At 65.1% G+C, this 17,819-nt stretch carries 13 protein-coding genes; 1 reads left to right on the forward strand and 12 read right to left on the reverse strand.

Annotated features, from left to right (window positions below; translation table 11 throughout):
- Positions 1-70 precede the first annotated feature (70 nt).
- From A6723_RS07165 to A6723_RS07205, 10 genes are all read right to left on the reverse strand, one after another.
- Entirely contained in the window at positions 71-2,209 is a 2,139-nt protein-coding gene (locus tag A6723_RS07165; RefSeq protein ID WP_139092926.1) for a hypothetical protein, read from the reverse strand.
- Positions 2,210-2,258: 49 nt separating this feature from the next.
- A complete protein-coding gene (locus A6723_RS07170; protein ID WP_064979594.1) occupies positions 2,259-4,631 on the reverse strand; it encodes a type VI secretion system Vgr family protein in 2,373 nt (790 codons plus the stop codon).
- A gap of 365 nt (positions 4,632-4,996) precedes the next feature.
- Positions 4,997-5,593: a helix-turn-helix domain-containing protein gene (locus A6723_RS07175; protein WP_139092932.1), complete on the reverse strand. Its 597-nt coding sequence runs from the start codon at positions 5,591-5,593 to the stop codon at positions 4,997-4,999.
- Between the two features lie 35 nt (positions 5,594-5,628).
- Positions 5,629-5,790 (reverse strand): hypothetical protein, encoded by a 162-nt coding sequence (locus tag A6723_RS32065; RefSeq protein WP_175405530.1) that lies wholly within the window; start codon positions 5,788-5,790, stop codon positions 5,629-5,631.
- Positions 5,791-5,895: 105 nt separating this feature from the next.
- On the reverse strand, positions 5,896-6,642 hold the full coding sequence (locus A6723_RS07180) for a UTRA domain-containing protein (RefSeq protein WP_054908551.1): 747 nt from the start codon (positions 6,640-6,642) through the stop codon (positions 5,896-5,898).
- Positions 6,643-6,650: 8 nt separating this feature from the next.
- The gene (gene pnuC / locus A6723_RS07185) at positions 6,651-7,244 is read right to left on the reverse strand and encodes a nicotinamide riboside transporter PnuC (RefSeq protein WP_054908552.1); all 594 of its coding nucleotides are present in this window, start codon (positions 7,242-7,244) and stop codon (positions 6,651-6,653) included.
- 11 nt (positions 7,245-7,255) lie between these two features.
- The gene (locus tag A6723_RS07190; protein WP_054908553.1) at positions 7,256-9,427 is read right to left on the reverse strand and encodes a TonB-dependent siderophore receptor; all 2,172 of its coding nucleotides are present in this window, start codon (positions 9,425-9,427) and stop codon (positions 7,256-7,258) included.
- Between the two features lie 112 nt (positions 9,428-9,539).
- Positions 9,540-10,415, reverse strand: coding sequence for a sulfurtransferase (locus tag A6723_RS07195; protein WP_054908554.1), 876 nt, complete (start codon positions 10,413-10,415; stop codon positions 9,540-9,542).
- Position 10,416: 1 nt separating this feature from the next.
- Complete coding sequence (locus tag A6723_RS07200; RefSeq protein ID WP_054908555.1) at positions 10,417-11,562, reverse strand: phosphotransferase enzyme family protein; 1,146 nt, start codon at positions 11,560-11,562, stop codon at positions 10,417-10,419.
- A complete protein-coding gene (locus A6723_RS07205) occupies positions 11,559-12,479 on the reverse strand; it encodes an ABC transporter substrate-binding protein (RefSeq protein WP_054908556.1) in 921 nt (306 codons plus the stop codon). The genes A6723_RS07200 and A6723_RS07205 overlap by 4 nt, the downstream gene beginning before the upstream one ends.
- Positions 12,480-12,767: 288 nt before the next feature.
- Here A6723_RS07205 and A6723_RS07210 point away from each other — a divergent pair, with 288 nt between their 5' ends.
- Positions 12,768-13,394, forward strand: coding sequence for a methylthioribulose 1-phosphate dehydratase (locus A6723_RS07210; protein ID WP_054908557.1), 627 nt, complete (start codon positions 12,768-12,770; stop codon positions 13,392-13,394).
- Here A6723_RS07210 and A6723_RS07215 read toward each other — a convergent pair.
- A complete protein-coding gene (locus A6723_RS07215) occupies positions 13,391-14,860 on the reverse strand; it encodes a sensor domain-containing diguanylate cyclase (RefSeq protein WP_054908558.1) in 1,470 nt (489 codons plus the stop codon). The two genes, A6723_RS07210 and A6723_RS07215, sit on opposite strands and share 4 nt — an antisense overlap.
- 225 nt (positions 14,861-15,085) lie before the next feature.
- Positions 15,086-17,626: a TonB-dependent siderophore receptor gene (locus tag A6723_RS07220; protein ID WP_054908559.1), complete on the reverse strand. Its 2,541-nt coding sequence runs from the start codon at positions 17,624-17,626 to the stop codon at positions 15,086-15,088.
- Between the last annotated feature and the right edge of the window lie 193 nt (positions 17,627-17,819).

Here is a 17,819-nt window from a genome sequence, read left to right on the forward strand (position 1 = left end):
AATCTACGCCCGCGCAAGCGCTTGGGCTGGAAGACGCCGTACGAAGTGCATACAGGGGTGAGCGTTGCACTTATGTGTTGAATTCAGGATGGGATTCAGCACCGACAGGATCGACTTTCTTCAACATTTCTTTAGTTATCAATAAATCCGGCCCACCCATCCATCCACTCAACCCTATCGGATGCAAGTGATAAACCTTCCCCCCCTTCGGCAACAATCCTTTATTTGCTACCTCTTCCCACCAACCCAACTGCTTGATCCGCTCTTTCTCCGCAATCCAATTCAACATGGGCGCCGAGGTGGTATGGCCTAACACTTTATCCAGGGCATCCCATTTACTCTGCTGGTAATACCATTCGCTTTCGTAGTGAATGATCAGTTGGGCAATGGATTGCGCATAGGCTGGAACATGAATGGCGTCGCGCATTTCTTTCGCGGTGATCTTGCCGTCGCGCCCTCCTTCATCACTGCCCTTGTCGTTACGATCCCTGTCGATGATGTCGTACAGACGGGTCTTGACCGGCCCCTTGTCGGAAGCGTCGATCCGTGGGCGGTTGCGCTCGCGATCTTCTTCCTTGGAAAGGCCCAGGGCATCTATCACGTAAGCCAAGCCGTTTTCCGGCGGGTCGTCGTTTACGATGATGTCGTAGCCATCCCAGGACCAGGGATTCACCCAGGGGGTGACACCAACTTCCTCGCGGACCCAGCCTTCCAGCAGATTTCCATCCAGATCGTTGAGCAAGTGGTCCAGGCGATACCAGTTGATGGCGTTCCGGCCGGCAGCTGCCGGAATCTGGATTTTTCTCGCTGGCGGCAAATCATCGAGTAGCGTTATTGGCACCAGCAAGTCGGCCGTGCTGGCATTACCTGGTTCAAATAGCGTTGGGGGATTTGTGGCACTGAAGCTGTCCTGATGCGTTACCACCGGAACGCTGCCAGCAATCTTCAACCAGGTCTTTTCGCTGGCTGGCATACGCGCGGCCCAGGCGCGGCTGGCAGCGAGGAAGGACGTCATGTCATCGGCAGTGAATACCTCCAGGTGCAGCTTTTCCTGCGGCGAGGTTTCATTGCTTTCCTGGTAGGGGCCGAGGTGGCCGATCAGCTCACCGGCCTTGATCGGTACCGGCGTTTCGAGCACCAGCACGCGGTTCTGCACTGCCGGCTTGCGCAGACGTTCCAGCGACGCGTACTGCACGTATTGGGTAACGCTTTCCAGCTTGCGGAAGCGGCCATCGCCGCTAATGGTGACTTCGCTGCCTTTGGGCAGTTTGAAGAGCTTTCCACTCCTTGCGTCAGCCTCTGCCAGAACATCCAGCGCAGCACTGGCCCCGGCCACGCTGTAAACGTCGCCAGCCGAGAGTTGCAAGCGTGAGAACTCGATGTAACCGCGCAGGCTACCATCGTCGTTCTGCAACCCTTGTGGACCTTTGCTGCCCTTGAGCTTGCGGTAATCGCCTTGACCGGTGACGGCCAGCGTGGCACCCCGTGGCAGAAAGCCAATTGCTTTGCCTTGGCGGCCCGGCTGGTGCAGCAGGTTCAAGCCACGCTGATTGGGCGCACCAAGCGCTGTGTCGTTGGCGGTTTCCTTGACCCGCAGGGTGAACCCTTCCGGCCAGAACGCCGGCCGCTCGATATCGGTGTTGGACTTGTAGCTTTCCCAGTCCTGCAAGTGCATGTAGAGGCTGAAGAAGATCAAACTCGGTGGTTTGTCGGCGCTACCTTCAAGGGCAGGAGCCTCCAAGCGGTGGCGGACCAGCACAAAAGCCGAGGCGAAAGGCGCCTCCACTGTGACGCCCGGTGCCGGGAAGTAGGTAGTTATGGGCGTCTTCCCAGGAATGCGGTAGGCAACCACCTCACCATCAGCGATACAACGAACATAGTCCTGCTTGACAATGCCAGCGGTGCCGGAGTCGAAGTGCACGCCGCCATGCCACATGCCGTTCACACCGATGGGGTAATAGCCGGCTACCGCGTTGGCAAGTTGTGTCAATTGCTGCAGAGGATTGGATTTATCGCCAAAGGGATGCCGCCAACGCTTCACCGCAGCCAGTGCAGCCACCGGATCAGGGGTTGACTCCGGTGATGCTGGGGCCAGTGGCGAGGGTGTGGGCATTAGGGCGGGAGCCGGGCGAGGCGGCGGAGGACCATCACGCCGGTTGCGGTAAACGTCCATCAGGCCTTCATAAAGGTCACGAAGGTAGTTGAGCATGGTGATATCCGTTCCTTGGGAGTGATGTGTTATTGGCTTGCAGGGCTCATCACCCCGAGTAGCGCGCCAACTGCATGTATCTGTTCTCGTTTTCAGCAAGCTGAGGAAGCTCCAGAACAGCCAGCTCCTGCTTCGCCGGCCCCTGAAAATCAAAGTGCGCGGACTTGATCAGGTAGTCGCCCTGCGTACCCGACTCGATGCCGCAGTTGTCCATGCGGATGTAGGTGCCGCCGGCATTGAGGACGATCTTTTTCCTGGCGGTGATGTGGATTTCGTCTTCGGTGCTGACGATGTCCATTCCCATACGGGAGAGGATTTCCATGCGGTCGTTCTGCGCCTGGATCTGCACGGCGCCCTGGTTGGCGATGAGCTTCATGCCGAGCTTGCGCACGAACAGGYTCACCCCTTCSCCCACGCCGATGAAYAGGCGCTTGACCACGCTGACGTCCGCTTCATTGCCGGCATTGAGCATGAGGTTGCGCTGGGCGGCCAGTTGCAGGTGCTGGCCGCTGGTGAGGGCAATGCCCTTGGGGGCGCTGAGCAGGAGGACGGAGCTTTTCAGCTGTTCCAGGTCCTGCTTGAGCAAGTCGATCTGCTTCTGTACCTGGGCGGGGTCGGCCTTGGCGGTCTCGGCATCGGCAGAGAGCTTTCGCATCTCGTCGCTGGCCTGATCGAGGCGAGCCACTGCTTCCTGCATGGCCAGCACCTGGCCCTGGGCACCGGGCTGCACGTCGGCGCTGATGAACACGCCCTTGCCGGCACGCACGGAGCCCCAACCATCAGTGCGCAGCTCGAAGCCGTCGCCGCGCTTCTGCCGTTTGGCATCCACKAGRTGGCCRAGGTTGAGCTGGCTCTTGCCGGARTACTCGGTGCTGACCTTGATGTGTTCCTGCCCACGCGTGTCGTCCAGGCGAATCTTGTTGTTSGCCGGSGTGCGCAGGACGTTGCGTTTGTAGTTCTGGATGGTGACGTGGTCSGGCTGCAGGTTGGTGTGCAGSGCATGGGCGATGAAGGGCCGGTCCGGGTCGCCCTGTTCGAAGGCCACGGCCACTTCGGTGCCGGCCAGCAGMGGCAAATGCARCCCGTGGGTATCGCCAGCGTAGGGCCGTGCCAACCGCAGCCACATGCTTTCGCGSCCGGCGGGCCAGGTGTCGCGGTCGAAGAGGAAGTTGACGCGGTAGCGGCCCTCGCCATCGATATTGGCGTAAGGGTCGTTCCGYTGCGGGCTGGTGATGCGTGCAGGGACRGTGCCGGCGATGCGCGGCTTGGCGGGTACCGGTGGGCGGAACGCGATGTTGCCGTCGGGGATSGCTTCGAAGTGCACTTCGAAGCTGCGATCACGGGCGGCGGTGCAGTGGGTGCGGACGATCAGCGCGCCTTCGGTGAAGGCTGCTGGTGCGCCACCTTCRACCTTGAGCACGTGRCCGGGGGCCAGARCGGCGCTGCTGCTGGTTCCRTCGAGGCGGAGCTGGTCGTTCAGGTAGCGCTCGTGRGCCAATTGCGCGTAGAAGACGCCGCTTTCGGCGTGGCCTTCYTCATCGCCGCGCGCCAGGGGATCRCCGAGGGTTTGGTAKGGCTCGTCGGCGTAGTGGTAGGCCTCGCCGTAGGTGGTGGCACCACGGGTGAGGTCAGCCTGGCCRTCGAGRTTGGCGCCKGCGTCGCGYGAGTAGTAGGCGCGGGTGCTGACCTGTTGCTGGATGACCTGGTGGCTGGCTTGCAGCTCCCACACGGCGTCCTGGCCRGTGGYTKCCARYCCGCTCAGGGGGCGCAGCGGCAAAGCGAGATCACGCTSGTAGTGCATGGGCGMGTCATGGAACTCGACCACGTCGATTTTCAGCCGCGCATCCATGCTGAAGCTGAACCAGATRCCACGCTCGGCGCAGAGCCGCTTGATGTAGGCAAGRTCMGACTCGCCGTACTGCAGCAGYTGCTCGTGCTGCTGATAGGTGCGGCCGAGGTCGATCAGRAAATCCTGCCCGCGCAGGCCRTGGCGYCGGAGGATGGTTTCCACCACCTCGGGCACACTCTGGTTCTGGTAGATGCGGTATTGGCAGCCTTTGTCGAGAAGGGCCAGGCGCGGCTCCAGRGTCAGCTCATAGCGTGCTTCATCTCGGGAGGCCGAGAGTCTTTTGAAGCGGGTAATCACGCCGTGCAGGGTACGCAGCGGGGCTACGGGCGGCGGGGTGAAACCACGAATGGTGACCGAGGGCGGCGCGGCGCGCAGGCTGAAGCTGGCGTCCTTGCCGAGCAGGGTGTCGGCGGCGATATCGAGATTCGAGCTGGTGACTTCGATGGTGTAGCGGAAGGTTTCGCTGAGCGCCTCGGTTCCGGAAAACGCGAGCACATCCAGCGAGGAATCCTGGCCTTCCACCACGACGGTATGGCGGCTGTGGTCGAAGAAGGTGCGGAATTCATTGAGCATCGTCTCTCTCCTTGGTCGTGAATCTGGCCGGGAGGATTTCAACGATGCGATTTGCAGTGGCGACGGATGGGGTTGGAGCGTTGTACATGGCGGTGCATCCCTGTGGCGCGCGACGACGAAACAGCTCTGAGTCGCTTACCTTGGGAGTTAGGTGAGGGGCGGGTATAGCTCCATGGAGGCTGTTGGGATATTTCCTGATGTCATCCCGGATCGGGATGCGGAACTTTCAGCACTGCCTGTCAATGTTGAAGCGCTCGTCAGACTTGCGTGTCGAATTCAGCAACGTGTTGAGCGACTTACCGAGGTCTGAGGTCAGCAAAGAAAAAGGGCGCCTGAGGCGCCCTTATTTCAGGTTGCTGTTGGATTTAGTCCAACCGCTCCGCATAGGTGGTGACCAGATACGCCACCGCCTCGCTGTCCGCCGGGTTGCGGTAGCTGTGCGGCTGGTCGGCGTAGAACAGGATGGAGTCGCCGGTGCCGAGGAGGAAGCGCTCCTCGTTGACGCTGATTTCCAGCACGCCCTGGGCCACTACCAGGTTTTCCTGGGTGCCCGGCGCATGGCCGGTGGAGTGTTCGATGGCCAGGCCCTTCAGGCGCAGTTCGTAGAATTCCACCTGGCGCGAAACGTCGAAGGGGAACAGTGCGCGGCTGACGAAGGCGCCATCGCCGCTGACCAGGCGTTTGCTGTCGCGCGCGGGCAGCACGGCGACGCCTTCGAAGGCGCGGTCGTCGAGGAAGGCGGCAACCGAGACTTTCAGGCCCTGGGCGATCTTGCACAGTACCTTGATCGACGGGACGCTGCGGCCGGACTCGATCTGCGCGAGCATGGTGCGGCTCACGCCGCAGAGGCGGGCCAAGCCATCGAGGGAGAGGTTGCGCTTGGCGCGCAGGCGCAGCAGGTTGCTGGCGACCCGCTCGCCGATGGGGTCTTCGGTGGTGCCGGGCGTGGCGTCGAACTCCACGGCCGGCAGCTCCGTGGAAAGCGACAGGCCCACGATCAGGCCTCGCGGCGGCCGCTGTCGCGGCTCTGCTGGATGATCTGCAAGGCGTCGTAGCCGGCACGCTGCGCGTACAGCATCCACATCAGCTCGGCCTGGCGGCGTGCCTGACGGCGCGTGCGGTGGCGGGCGAGGTCGATGATGTTGTCGGTGCGGTCCATGGCGGCTCCAGAAGGCTTTGGGACAAGCCGTTAGTGGTGAGTTGGAGCTAGCCTAGCGTTGATTCCATTAGAACCAGAAATACTGAATTAGCATTTGTTAATTACTTATTCGGCTATAAGCGGTCGTGACGGAAAATCCGCCTGGACCGCCACGGACACCGCATCCGGCCGCCAGAATTCCTGGTCGAATTCCACCAGCAGGCCGTCCTCGGCGTAGTTCAGCCGTTCCAGCACCAGGTTGCTGGCGCCGGAGGCCAGTTGCAGCAGTTCGGCGTGATCGTCGTTGACGGTGCCCAGGCGCAGGTTCAGCGTGCAGCGCGTCTGCACCTTGCCGAAGCGCTCGCGCAGCACGGTGGTCAGCGAGCGGTCTAGGCGCGCATCCAGCAACTCCGGGCACCAGCTGGCGAGCAGGGTGTTGATCTCCACCAGCACCGGGCGGCCGTCGATCAGCCGGCGGCGGTGCAGGCGGAAGACGGGTTCGTCCGGCGACGGCAGATTCATCCGCGCGGCCAGCCAGGCGCCGGCGCGGCGGCGTTCGGCGCTCAGGCATTCAGTCAGCGGCTCGCGGCCTTGCAGGCGCACGTAGTCCATGAAGCTGACCAGCCGCGTTGGGTCGTAGTCGATGCGTGGCGGGCTGAGGTACCAGCCGCGGCGGTTCTCGCGGTAGATCAGGCCTTCGGTTTCCAGCTGTTGCAGGGCCTGGCGCAGGGTCACGCGGGTGCATTCGAAGCGCTCGGCGAGGTCGCGCTCCGGCGGCAGCTTCTGCCCGGCGAGGAAACGCCCCTGGGCGATGTCCGCGGCCAACTGGTCGCGGATACGCGCGTAGTGCGGCGGGATGGCCTGGTAGAGCATGACGGTCCTCAGGAGTTGCCGGCCAGGGCCGGAGCGCTGGGCGGTTTGTCATGCAGCTCGCGCTGCCAGGCCAGCAGGCCGTAGATCGCCAGCACCACGAAGCCGGCGTAGAGCCCGGCGGTGAGGTACAGCGCCTTGTAGAGGAAGACCCCGGTGTAGAGCACGTCGAGGATGATCCACAGCCACCAGCTGGCGACGTATTTGCGCGCCGCCCAGAAGCTCGCCACCAGGCTGAAGGCGGTCAGCGCGGCGTCCATCCAGGGCAGGGCGGCGTCGGTGTGGGTGTGCATCGCCCAGCCAAGGGCGAAGGCGCCCACGGCACCGGCCAGGCAACTGGTGATAGCGGTGGAGAGGGGCAGGCGTTCGACGCGCACCTTGCCGTGGTCGCTGCCGCCCTTGCTCCACTGCCACCAGCCATAGAACTGCAGGACCACGAAGACCAGTTGCAGGAGCATGTCGGAGTAGAGCTTCACGCTGAAGAAGATCCAGGCGTAGAGCAGCACCGCCACCACGTTCACCGGCCAGCACCAGCGGATGCGCCTTGCGGTGAGCCAGACGCCGAGCACGTTGACGATCACCGCGATGATTTCCAGAGCAGACATTCGCGCTTACCTCAGAAGTTGACGCTCGCCGTCAGGCGAGCCGTGCGCGGCGCACCCTGGAACAGGTAGCCGTCGCCGAAATATTCACCGACATCGCGCCAGTAGCGCTTGTCGAACAGGTTGTCGACGCTCAGCCGCAGCACGGTCGGGTAGTCGCCGATGCGGGTGCTGAAGCGTGCGCCGGCGTCATACACGGTGTAGCCGCCGACTTCTACTGCGCCATCGCGGTCAGCATATTTGGCGCCGCTGTAGCGCGCCGCGCCCAGCAGCGAAAGCCCCGGCACTTCGGCCAGTGCGTAGTCCGCCTGCAGGCTCGCGCGCAGGCGCGGGACGTTGATCGCCTGGTGGCCTTCGTAATCGTCGGTGCCGCTGTTCACCACCCGCGAACGGATCGCCGCGAGGCTGCCGCTCAATTGCAGCGCGGAGGTTACCCGGCCACTGGCGGACAACTCCAGCCCGCTGTTCTTCTGCTGGCCCTGCTGTACGTAGGTGAAGCTGCCGTCGCCGTTGGGCCGGGCGAACTGGTAGGCCTGGTGGATCTGGAACAGCGCAGCGCTCCAGTCGAAGCCGGCCAGCTCCTGCTTGATGCCGAACTCGATCTGGCGCGAGGAGGTGGGCGCCAGGGTGTCGCCGGCGTTGCTGGCAAACCAGGGGGCCTCGCCGCCCAGGGACAGGCCCTTGCTGTAGCTGCCGTAGATGGAGATGTCCGCACGCGGCTTGAAGATCACCGCGCCGTTGGGCAGGAACTCCGCGCGGCGGGTATGCCGGGTGGTGTCGCCCTCGCTGTCGAAGGTGCGTTCGTCCAGGCGCACCTGGCGCCCGCCCAGCACGACCTGCCATTGGTCGTTGAGGGCGATGCGGTCGCTGGCGAACAGGCCGTACTGGCGGCTGTCGAGGTGGCGGTAGCTGTGGCCGGGCTCGCCGTCGAAAGGCTCCACGGCGCCGATGCCGGTGTAGATGTTGCCGGTGCCGACCCACTCGTTGAGCTCCGGGCGGCTGTCCAGCACACGGCGGAAGGCCGAGGTGCCGACGGTCAGCTCGTGGCGCAACCAGCCGGTGGCGAACTGGCCGTGCAGGGCGGCTTCCAGTTCGTCGTTGCGGCGGGTGTCGTCGGGGCTGCGGAAGTCGTAGAGGTCGTAGTCGCCTTCGGGGCTGAAGTAGTTCGGCACGGCGGAATCGGCGCAGCTGGCCGCGCCGTAGCAACCCCAGGGGAAGGCGCTGTAGTCGTCGATCACCACGCGGCTGCGCGAGGCGCTCAAGGTGCCGGTCCAGGCGTCGTCGAAGCGGTACTCGAAGCGCGTATTGAGGTTCAGCGACTCGATGCGCACCGGGTCGGCCCAGCTCTGGTAGCCGATACGGTCGTGCGGGTCGATGTCGTGGGGCAACTGCGTACCGCCGAGCAACTGGTAGCCGGGTGCCGAGGGCTGGCGACGGTTCTGGTATTCGGCGTCGAATTGCCAGAGGGCGTTGGGCGAGAGGTTCCAGTCCAGTGCCAGGGAGGCGAAGTCGCGCTGGCCGTCGGTGTGGTCGATGTAGGAGCGCAGGTCGTCGTGGGCGAGGTTGACCCGCACGCCAACCGTCTGCTCGCTATCCAGCCAGGCGCCGACGTCGGTGGCGATGTAGCGGCCCCCCTCATCGTCGGTGCCCAGCGTCACCGAGCGCACGTCCTGCGGGCGCTTGGTGACGTAGTTGATCACCCCGCCGGGCTCGGACACGCCGCTCTGCAGGCCGGACAAGCCCTTGAGCACTTCGACCTGCTCCTTGTTCTCCAGCGCCACGTTCTGCTCGCCGGTGATGGTGCGGCCGTTGATCTTGTAGCTGCTGGCGGCGTTGAGCGAGTAGCCGCGGATCTCGAAATTCTCGTAGTAGCCCACCGGTGCGTAGGCCTCGCCGGTGGAGGCGTCGTTCTTCAGCACATCGCTGAGCAGGCGTGCCTGCTGGTCCTTGAGCAGCGCCTGGTTGAACACCGAGATGGCGGCGGGCGTATCGAGCAACGGTGCCTCGCCGAAGCCGCCGACCGACGCGCGGCCGCTGGCGTAGCTCTCGGTGTCGTGGCCGATCACCGTCACGGTGTCCAGGGTCGTGGTGTCTTCGGCGTGGCCGGGGCCGCTGGCCAGCAGCACGGCCAGGGTCAGCAGGCTGAGGGGAAATCGCGTGCGCGCGGGGCGCGGCAGGTACTGCATGGAACGCTCCTGAAAATCGCCGGGGCGTGCGCCGGGAATGCACGGGGCCGAGCCCCTCCCGCGCGAAACGGATGGCCTTGGATGTGAAACGTGAGTGCCCGCGAACGGGCGGTCAGGCCGGAGCTGCTCCGGTGGTCAATGGCAGGGTTGGCTCTGCGGCCCACTCCTGCAGCGAGCCGTCGTAGATCGCGACTCGGGTTTCCCCGGCCAGCGTCAGGGCGAGGGCCAGGGCGGCGGCGGAAATGCCGCCGCCGCAGTAAAGCAGCAGCGGCGCTTCGGCCTGTCGCAGCCCGGCAAGGGCCTCGTCCAGAGCCGCACCGCGCCGGTAGCAGCCGTCGTCGTCGAACAGGCTGCGCGCCGGCAGGTTGGCGCTGTCGGGGATGTGCCCACGGCGGGCGTAACGGGTGACGGCGCTGCCGTCAAAGAGGGCGGCGGACAGGGCGCAGACCAGCGTGCCAGGAGACTCTCCTGCGACGACTTTCTCGACGGCGTGGCGGTCGATCCAGAAGCCGTCCCGGTACTGCGCCGGGGCCGACAGCGTCCCGTTTCCCGTCTGGGAGGATTCGCCTTGTTCCAGCGAATATCCGGCGGCGATCCAGGCGCGTAGTCCACCATCCAGCACGGCTGCATCAATGCCCAGGCTGCGCAACATCCACCACAGGCGCGCGGCCCAGAAACCGTCGCTGCGGTCATAGATCACGATCAATGCGCCGTCATGGACGCCCAGCTTCTGCAAGGCATCCAACGCTGAATGTGCTTCCGGCAGGGCGAAGCTGAAGGACGCTTGCGGATCGGCCAGTTCGCCCAGCAGGTCCGAATGGCGTGCGCCGCGAATGTGCCCGGAAAGCCAGCCGTCGTAGCCGCTCTTTACGCGATAGTCGCCATCGAATTCGGGGGCCGCCAGTTCCACGCTGGCGTCCAGCAGGCACAGGCGCGGATCGTCCAGCGCGGCGGCCAGCCAGTGTGCTGTGACCAGAGGTTCGCTCATCTCATTTCACCTTCGCGGCCAGTTGGCGAAGGTGATTGAGCAGGCGCTGGCCCTCGGCTTCGAGGAACCAGCGGGTGTGGCCGATCAGGTAATTGTCGTAGGCCAGCGAGGCGCTCTCGGCCGAGCCGAGGATGCCGTGGAAGTAGATGACCTCGGACAGCGCGAAATCCGCATGCACCAGTGGCAGCAGCGCAGCCAGGGCGAGCAGGTCGTCGCGGCTCAGTGGGCGCACGCTGGCGTAGCCCTGCAGCAGGGCGTCCAGTGCATCGAGGTCGGCGACGGCGGCGCGGCCCTGGTCCAGCTCCAGCCAAGGCACCAGGTTGCGCTCGATGGCGGTGGCCAGGTCGAACAGCGCGAAGCTGCGGTCGCTCAGGCCGAAGTCCAGCACCGAGACCACCTGCGCCTGCGGGCCATCCTCGCTCCACAGCAGGTTCGAGGCGTGCCAGTCGTTGTGAGTCCACAGTGCCGGCTGGCGTTGCAGGTAGGGCAGCAGCTCGCTTTGCAGCGGCAGGTGCAGCTCGCTCAGCGTGTCTTTCCAGGGGCGCGCCTGCAGGTACTCCGCGAGGGCGGGTGCCTGGGCGAAGGTCGCTTCGATGGCGGCCAACGGGTCCGGCGCGCCGAACAGCTCGAGGTTGCTGACCAGTACACCGGCGCTGCGCGAGGGCGCGGCGAAACTTTCGGCGGCGCGGTGCAATTTCGCCAGTGCGGCGCCAGCGGCGAAGGCATGGGTGTTGTGCTGGAACGGCGTCCAGGACAGCGCGTCGCGGTACAGGTCGAGGCCTTCCGCCTTCTGGTGGACTTCATAGGTCCAGCCATCGCGCTCGATGGCGCTGCGATCGTGCCGATCCCGCAATACCTGCGCGACCGGCGCGCCGTTGCGGGCCAGGTGATCGAGAAAGGCGTGTTCTTCCGCCAGCCAGTCAGCCGTGCGCACGCTAGGGTGGTGACGCTTGACGAACAGCGGGCCGCTGGCGGTCTCCACCAGTGCGGCGGCGGAGAAGGGCCGCGGGCTGTGCCAGGTCAGGTGGGCCTCGTCGCCGGCCTGCGGGAAGTCTTGCAGCAGCGCGGCGACCTCCGCTTCGGTCAGCGCCGGCCAGTCGGCTTCCACCGGCTCCAGGCCCATGCCATGGCTCAGGCGTTTCGTCATGCTGGGGTCTCCACTTGCCAGGCATTGCTGGTGGCGCCGCGCCAGACGTCCGGGTCGCGCAGTACGCCGTATTCGTGCAGCCACTGGGCATAGGGCTGCAGCAGTTCTTCGCGCTGTTCGCCCCAGCGGCCCTGATGCAGCCAACTGGGCGCGATACGCCGCAGGGATTCTGCCAGCATCTCGCGGGGAAAGTAGGGAATGGTGCGTTCGTAGACCGGTAGTGCAGCCTCCGGCTCCGCTGCTGCGGCGAGGAAACCTCGTGCGGTGACCGCAAGGAAACGCCGCGCGATGTCGGGGGTGGCGTCGAGCCAGTCCTCGCGCGCGCCCAGCAGATAGCTGTGGTAGGGCGGGGCGCCGATCTCGTCCACCGGCAGCACCACGCGGCGCTCATCGGCGATGGGGCTTGGCAGCAGCGCCTCCCAGGCCCAGTAGCCGCCGAAGCTGGCATCGGCCAGGCCGGCGGCCAGGTCTTCGGGGCGCAGCTCGCGGAAGCCGGCGTCCACCAGTTCCACCGCATCGGGGTCGCCGCCGTCCTGGCTCACCAGGTGGCGCACCATGGCCAGGCCGCGCGGCGTCGGGTTGAGCGCCAGGCGCTTGCCCTGCAGGTCGCTGGGGCGACGGATGCCGCTGTCGGTGAGGGTCTGGATCGATTCCAGGCCGCGATGGTTGATCGCCGCCACGCCGATCAGTGGCTGGCCGAGTTCACGGCGCACCAGCAGGCGATTGCTGGGGAACACGCCGAACGCCGCGGCGCCGCGCATCAGGTGATCGAGGGTGTCGCCGTGGTAGGGGTCGTGCACCACCAGTTCCACGTCCAGCCCCGCCTCGCGGTACCAGCCGCGTTCGCGGGCGAGGTAGAAGCCGGCCGAATTGGGCCAGGGGTGGAAGTATTCGAGCATGACCCTCAGGGCGAACATGAAGCCTTTCTCCAAAACGGCCAGCGGCCGATGACTGCGATGGGGCGTATTGCAAGGCAGAACAATTGGTATATACCAATATGAATTTCACAGGTTTTTATAACCTTAGCGAATAATAACTTCTCGGCAGCGGGCGGCGGGCAGATAGCTGTGCGCGAGGAGCCGTCGCTGCGATGGATCGCTCTGGCGCGGGCGTGCGCGAGTTATGACCTCATGCGATTAAGGTATTTCTAGCTGCAGGTGAGCATGGCTAGAGTGGCGACCTCTTCCAACAGCACCGGCGTTCGCATGACTGACACCCGCCAGCAACTCACCCGGCAGATCATCGACGCCGGCCGCTTCCTCTACGGTCGTGGCTGGTCGCCGGCCACCAGCAGCAATTACTCGGCGCGCCTGGCCGCCGACCGTGCGCTGCTGACCGTTTCGGGCAAGCACAAGGGCCAGCTCGGCGAGGACGATGTGCTGGAGACCGATCTGGCCGGCAACAGTCTCGAACCGGGCAAGAAGCCCTCGGCGGAAACCCTGCTGCACACCCAGCTCTACGTTTGGCGCCCGGAGATCGGCGCGGTGCTGCATACCCACTCGGTGAACGCCACCGTGATGTCGCGCCTGACCGCGGGCGACCGCCTGGAGCTGGAAGACTACGAATTGCAGAAGGCCTTTTCCGGGGTTACCACCCACGAAGGCCGCGTCACCGTGCCCATCTTCGACAACGACCAGGACATCGCCCGCCTGGCGGCCAAGGTGCAGCCCTGGCTGGATGCGCACCCGGATTGCCCCGGCTACCTGATTCGCGGTCATGGCCTGTACACCTGGGGCGCACACATGAGCGATGCGCTGCGCCAGGTGGAGGCGTTCGAGTTCCTGTTCGAGTGCGAGCTGAAGGTGCTGAGCCTGCGTGGCGCTCGAAGCTAGGACGATTCGACCTCGGCGGGGTGGAAGCCGACCACGCGGTTGCGTCCGCCATTCTTTGCCTGGTACAGCGCGCTGTCGGCGGATTGCAGCAGCTCGGCCCAGTTGGCCGGGCTGAAGCGTGAGGTGCTGGCGACGCCGATGCTCAGGGTGAGTACGCCCAGCGGGCCGTGTTCGTGCGGTACGGCGAGCCCCTGCAGGCTGGCGCGGATGTGTTCGGCCAGCGCCAGGGCGTCGGCCTCTTCGCTGTCGCCCAGCAGTACGACGAACTCCTCGCCGCCGAAGCGCGCCGCACAATCGGCCGGGCGCCGGGTCCACTCGGCGATCACCTGGGCCACGGTCCTGAGCGCCGCATCGCCGGCGGGGTGACCGTAGTGGTCGTTGTAGGCCTTGAACTTGTCGATATCCATGAGCATTACCGAGAGTGCCGCACCGCTGCGCTGGTAACGCGACCACTCGTGGCCGGCGCGCAGGTCGAAGGCGCGGCGGTTGTTCAGCCCGGTCAGCGGATCGGTGCTGGCCGCCATCTGCAACTCGGCTTCCTTGCGGTCGCGCTGGCGCATCTGGCGCAGGGCGATCAGTGCCAGGCCGATCACCGTGCCATCCAGGGCGAGACCCAGCAGGGCGATCAATCCGCCGCGCCAGTACCAGTCCTCGTAGATCTCGCTGGAGGGCAGGGCCACGCTGAAAACCAACGGGTAGCCCTCCACGGGGCGGAAGTCGTGCCAGCGTTTGACGCCGTCGCTGCCGCGGTCGAAGAAGGTTTCCTCACCGCTGGCCAGGTAGTGTTCCAGCGCTCCGGCCAGGGTCCCGGTGGGCGGTGAGTCGGGCCAGCGTGCCAGCAGCGTGCCGTCGCGCATGTGCAGGCTGACGGTGCCGCCTTCGCCCAGGTTGAGGCCGCTGAACAACTCGCGGAAGTAGCTCAGTTCCAGATTGGCGCCGACCACGCCGGCGAAACTGCCGTCCTCGAGCTCCAGGCGTCGGCTCAGGGCGATGCTGTTGCGGGCGTTGCTGGAGTAGGGAATGTAGGGGTGGCTGATGAGCAGCTCGTTTCCGCTCGCCTCGCGCTGCGCCTGGAAGTACTCGCGCCGGGACAGGTCGATACGCCCGGGGATTTCCTTGCCGAAGTTGAAGGTGGCTATGCCCTGGGCATTGGTGATGAACATCGAGCCCATGCCATGGGTCGGTGCGGTGTAGTCCTCGAGCAGCGATTGGCGTACCTCACCGGAGAGTGCGCGCACCTCGGGCTCGGCATGGGCATGCACGACTGCCTTCAGGCTCATGTCGTAGAGGTCGAGATTGCGCTGGATATCGCGTTGCACCAGCAGGGCGATGTTGTGGCCATTGGCACTGGCGACTTCCAGCGCGTCGTGGCGCATTTCCAGGATGGCCCAGAGCGACAGGGCGCTGATGGCGGCAGTCAGGCCCAGGCTGCTGGCCAGGATGGTGCTGGAGCGGTGGATCGGCATGCCGGTGTCCATACGAAGGCGCAAGAAGAGGCGGCCGCGCGGCAGCGCGTGCCTCAAGGCATATAGCAGCAATCTGCCGGGTTGTCCGGGCACGGGCGCGAGAGTGCAGCGATTTTCGGGCAAAAAAAATGCTGCCTGGAACAGGCAGCATTCATGGGTCACGCACCATTGGTGACTGGGTTCAGTCTGCCGGCGCGAGATTAAGCTTTGATGAAGGCGCGATCCTCAGTACGTGGCACGCACGGTCAGCATGAAGTTGCGCGGGTCGCCGTAGACGTTGCCGTAGGTCGAGGTGCCGACCGTCTGGTAGTACTTCTTGTCGAACAGGTTGTTGCCGTTGAGTGCGACGTTCCAGTGCTCATCGAGCTGGTAGTCGACCAGGGCGTTCCACACTGCGTAGCCGCTTTGCTGGTAGTCGAACGGCACGTTGCTCTGCACCACGTTGCCATTGCCGTCATAGGTGGAGGCGGTGCCGCTGACCTTGGTCGCGCTCTGGATATCGACGCCGCCGCCGACGCGGAACTTCGACCAGTCGCCCGGCAGGCGGTAGGTGGTGAACAGCTTGGCCATGTGCTTGGGCGTGACGGTGCTCAGTTGGCCCCCGGCGGTGCGGTTCTTGTTGAGGTTCAGGGTGTAGCTGGCCATCAGCATCCAGTCCGGCAGCAGCTCGCCGGAGATTTCCATGTCGACGCCCTTGCTGGTCACCTCGCCGCCGTTGACGTAGCAGCAGTTGCCGCCGAACAGCACGGAAGTAGCTTCGTACTGTGGGTCCAGCACGGCCTGGTCTTCACGCTTGGTGTAGTAGAGCGCCACGCTGGTGTTCACCGTGCCGCCCAGCAGCTCGCCCTTCAGGCCGGTTTCGTAGGTCTTGCCGGTCATGGGGTCGAGGGTGCTGCCGCTGCCCAGCGGGCCGGCCATGTAGTTCTGCTGCGGCTTGAAGATTTCCGCGTAGCTGGCATAGGCGGCCCACTCGTCGGTGAGGTCGTAGACGATGCCGCCAAACGGGGTGGTCTTGGTCGGCTCGCGCATGTCGACGCGCGACTGCACGCCCCAAACGCCATTGGCCAGGCTCTGGTAGGTCTGGTCGAACTTGTAGCGCTGCACCCGTGCGCCGAGGATCAGGTGCAGAGGGTCGGCCAGCTGCAGGCGCAGGCTGGAGTAGAGGCCGTACTGGGTCTGGCTGTTGGGGCTGTAGTCGCGGGTAACGTCCGGGCGCACGCCGGGGTCGCTCCAGGGTGTGGAGTTCGGGTCGAACACGTCCACCGCGCCGCCGGCACTGGCAAAGCGCGGCGTGCCCTGCCAGCGGCTGTCGATGTCCTGGTAGTCGCCGCCGACGGTGAGCTGGTGGTTCAGGCCGAACAGGCTGAAGTTGCCCGAGACGTTGGCGTCCCAGAGGTCCTGCTCGCTCCACTGGGTGATCCAGGTGCCGTAGCGGGTGACGCCGGTGCCGGTCACCGGGTTCACCGAGCCCAGGGTGGTGGCGTTGTTGGTCTCGATGGTGTCGTAGATGTTGGTGTAGCTGAGGTTGAGCTTCCAGTCGTCGTTCAGGCGGTGGTCGAGCTTGGCGAAGTATTCGCGGGAGAAGCCGTCGGCGTAGGCCCAGGTGGTGGACAGCCCGGTGTGCCGCGGCAGGCCCAGGTCGACGCCGTTGCTGTAGCGCGGCAGGGCATTGGCGGTACCGGTCTCGTGGACCTTGTTGAAGCGCAGCCCGCCGGTGAGCATGGTGTCATCGGTGACGTCGGCTTCCAGCACGCCGTAGAAGATCGGCTTGTCGGTGGCGCGGTTGTCGGTGAAGTACTGGCGGTCCTGGTAGGCCACCACCGCGCGCCCGCGCAGCTTGCCGTCGAAGCCCAGCGGGCCGGTGACGTCGAGCTCGCTGCGGTAGTTGTCCCAGGTGCCGGCGGAGGCGCTGAACTTGAGCTGGTAGGTATCCAGCGGGCGCTTGCGCACCAGGTTGATGATGCCGCCAGGGTCGCCGGTGCCGCCGAACAGCGCGGAGCTGCCGCGCAGCACTTCGACATGGTCGAACTCGGCCATGTCGTAGACGTTGGAGGAGTAGAACGAGCCGGCGGTGGTGCCCAGCGCCATGGGTGCCGCGCCGTCGAGCTGGATGTTCTGGATGGCGAAGCCGCGCGAGTAGAAGTCCTGGATGCGGAAGGTGTTGCTCTGCACGGTGATGCCCGGCACGGCCTTCATGGCGTCGTTGAGGTCCGCGATCTGGCGGTCATTCATCAACTGGCGGGTGAGCACCGAGACCGACTGCGGGGTTTCCTTCAGCGAGGTCGGTGTCTTCGAGCCGACGCTGGTCAGGCCCGGCGTGTAGCTGCCGGAGTTCTCGGTGGCCTGGCCCATGCCCTGGCCCATGATGGTGGTGTCGCTCATTTCCAGGGCGGCGTCGTCCTGCGGGATGAGTATCAACTGGTAGCGGTTGCCGCTGCCCTGCTGCGTACTGCGTTGGGCGCTGAGGCCGCTGCCCATCAGCATCAGGTCCAGCGCTTCCTCGGCGCTGTAGTTGCCGCGCACGGCCTGGCTCTGGCGGTCGCGGGTCAGCTCGGCGTCAGCGGCCAGCAGCAGGCCGGTCTGCGCGGCCAGTTCGTTGAGCTGGCGGGCGAGGGGGCCGGCGGGGATGTCGAAGTTCTGCCGCTGAGCTTGCTCGGCGATGGCGGTGGAAGGCGCCGAGAGCGGGCCGACGGTGGCCAGGCTCAGGGCAATGGCGAGAAACAGGGGATGCTTTTTGCTCGGGAAGTGCTGGTCTTGGCGTGACATTCCGGTTCCTTGGCGTCCGGTTATTAGGGGTGTTTCCTAGTAATCCGAAGCAGGACGGAAAATCGGAACCATTCTCGAAAACTTTTTTCTCGGGCGCGAAACCTGAATTGGCAGATGCGTCGGCAGTTCGCGAGCAAGCACGCTCCTACAGCTGGGGTTGGGTTCTTCGTAGGAGCGAGCTTGCTCGCGAACC

The sequence above is a fragment of the Pseudomonas sp. AU11447 genome (genome assembly GCF_001672555.2).
In the GTDB taxonomy this organism is placed as follows: domain Bacteria; phylum Pseudomonadota; class Gammaproteobacteria; order Pseudomonadales; family Pseudomonadaceae; genus Pseudomonas; species Pseudomonas nitroreducens.

Excerpts from the sequence above, each read along its gene's own strand:
- A6723_RS07165 (WP_139092926.1), bottom strand. The coding sequence starts at position 2,209 with ATGCTCAACTACCTTCGTGACCTTTATGAAGGCCTGATGGACGTTTAC.
- A6723_RS32065 (WP_175405530.1), bottom strand. The coding sequence starts at position 5,790 with ATGGACCGCACCGACAACATCATCGACCTCGCCCGCCACCGCACGCGC.
- A6723_RS07180 (WP_054908551.1), bottom strand. The coding sequence starts at position 6,642 with ATGCTCTACCAGGCCATCCCGCCGCACTACGCGCGTATCCGCGACCAG.
- pnuC (WP_054908552.1), bottom strand. The coding sequence starts at position 7,244 with ATGTCTGCTCTGGAAATCATCGCGGTGATCGTCAACGTGCTCGGCGTC.
- A6723_RS07190 (WP_054908553.1), bottom strand. The coding sequence starts at position 9,427 with ATGCAGTACCTGCCGCGCCCCGCGCGCACGCGATTTCCCCTCAGCCTG.
- A6723_RS07195 (WP_054908554.1), bottom strand. The coding sequence starts at position 10,415 with ATGAGCGAACCTCTGGTCACAGCACACTGGCTGGCCGCCGCGCTGGAC.
- A6723_RS07200 (WP_054908555.1), bottom strand. The coding sequence starts at position 11,562 with ATGACGAAACGCCTGAGCCATGGCATGGGCCTGGAGCCGGTGGAAGCC.
- A6723_RS07205 (WP_054908556.1), bottom strand. The coding sequence starts at position 12,479 with ATGTTCGCCCTGAGGGTCATGCTCGAATACTTCCACCCCTGGCCCAAT.
- A6723_RS07210 (WP_054908557.1), top strand. The coding sequence starts at position 12,768 with ATGACTGACACCCGCCAGCAACTCACCCGGCAGATCATCGACGCCGGC.
- A6723_RS07215 (WP_054908558.1), bottom strand. The coding sequence starts at position 14,860 with ATGCCGATCCACCGCTCCAGCACCATCCTGGCCAGCAGCCTGGGCCTG.
- A6723_RS07220 (WP_054908559.1), bottom strand. The coding sequence starts at position 17,626 with ATGTCACGCCAAGACCAGCACTTCCCGAGCAAAAAGCATCCCCTGTTT.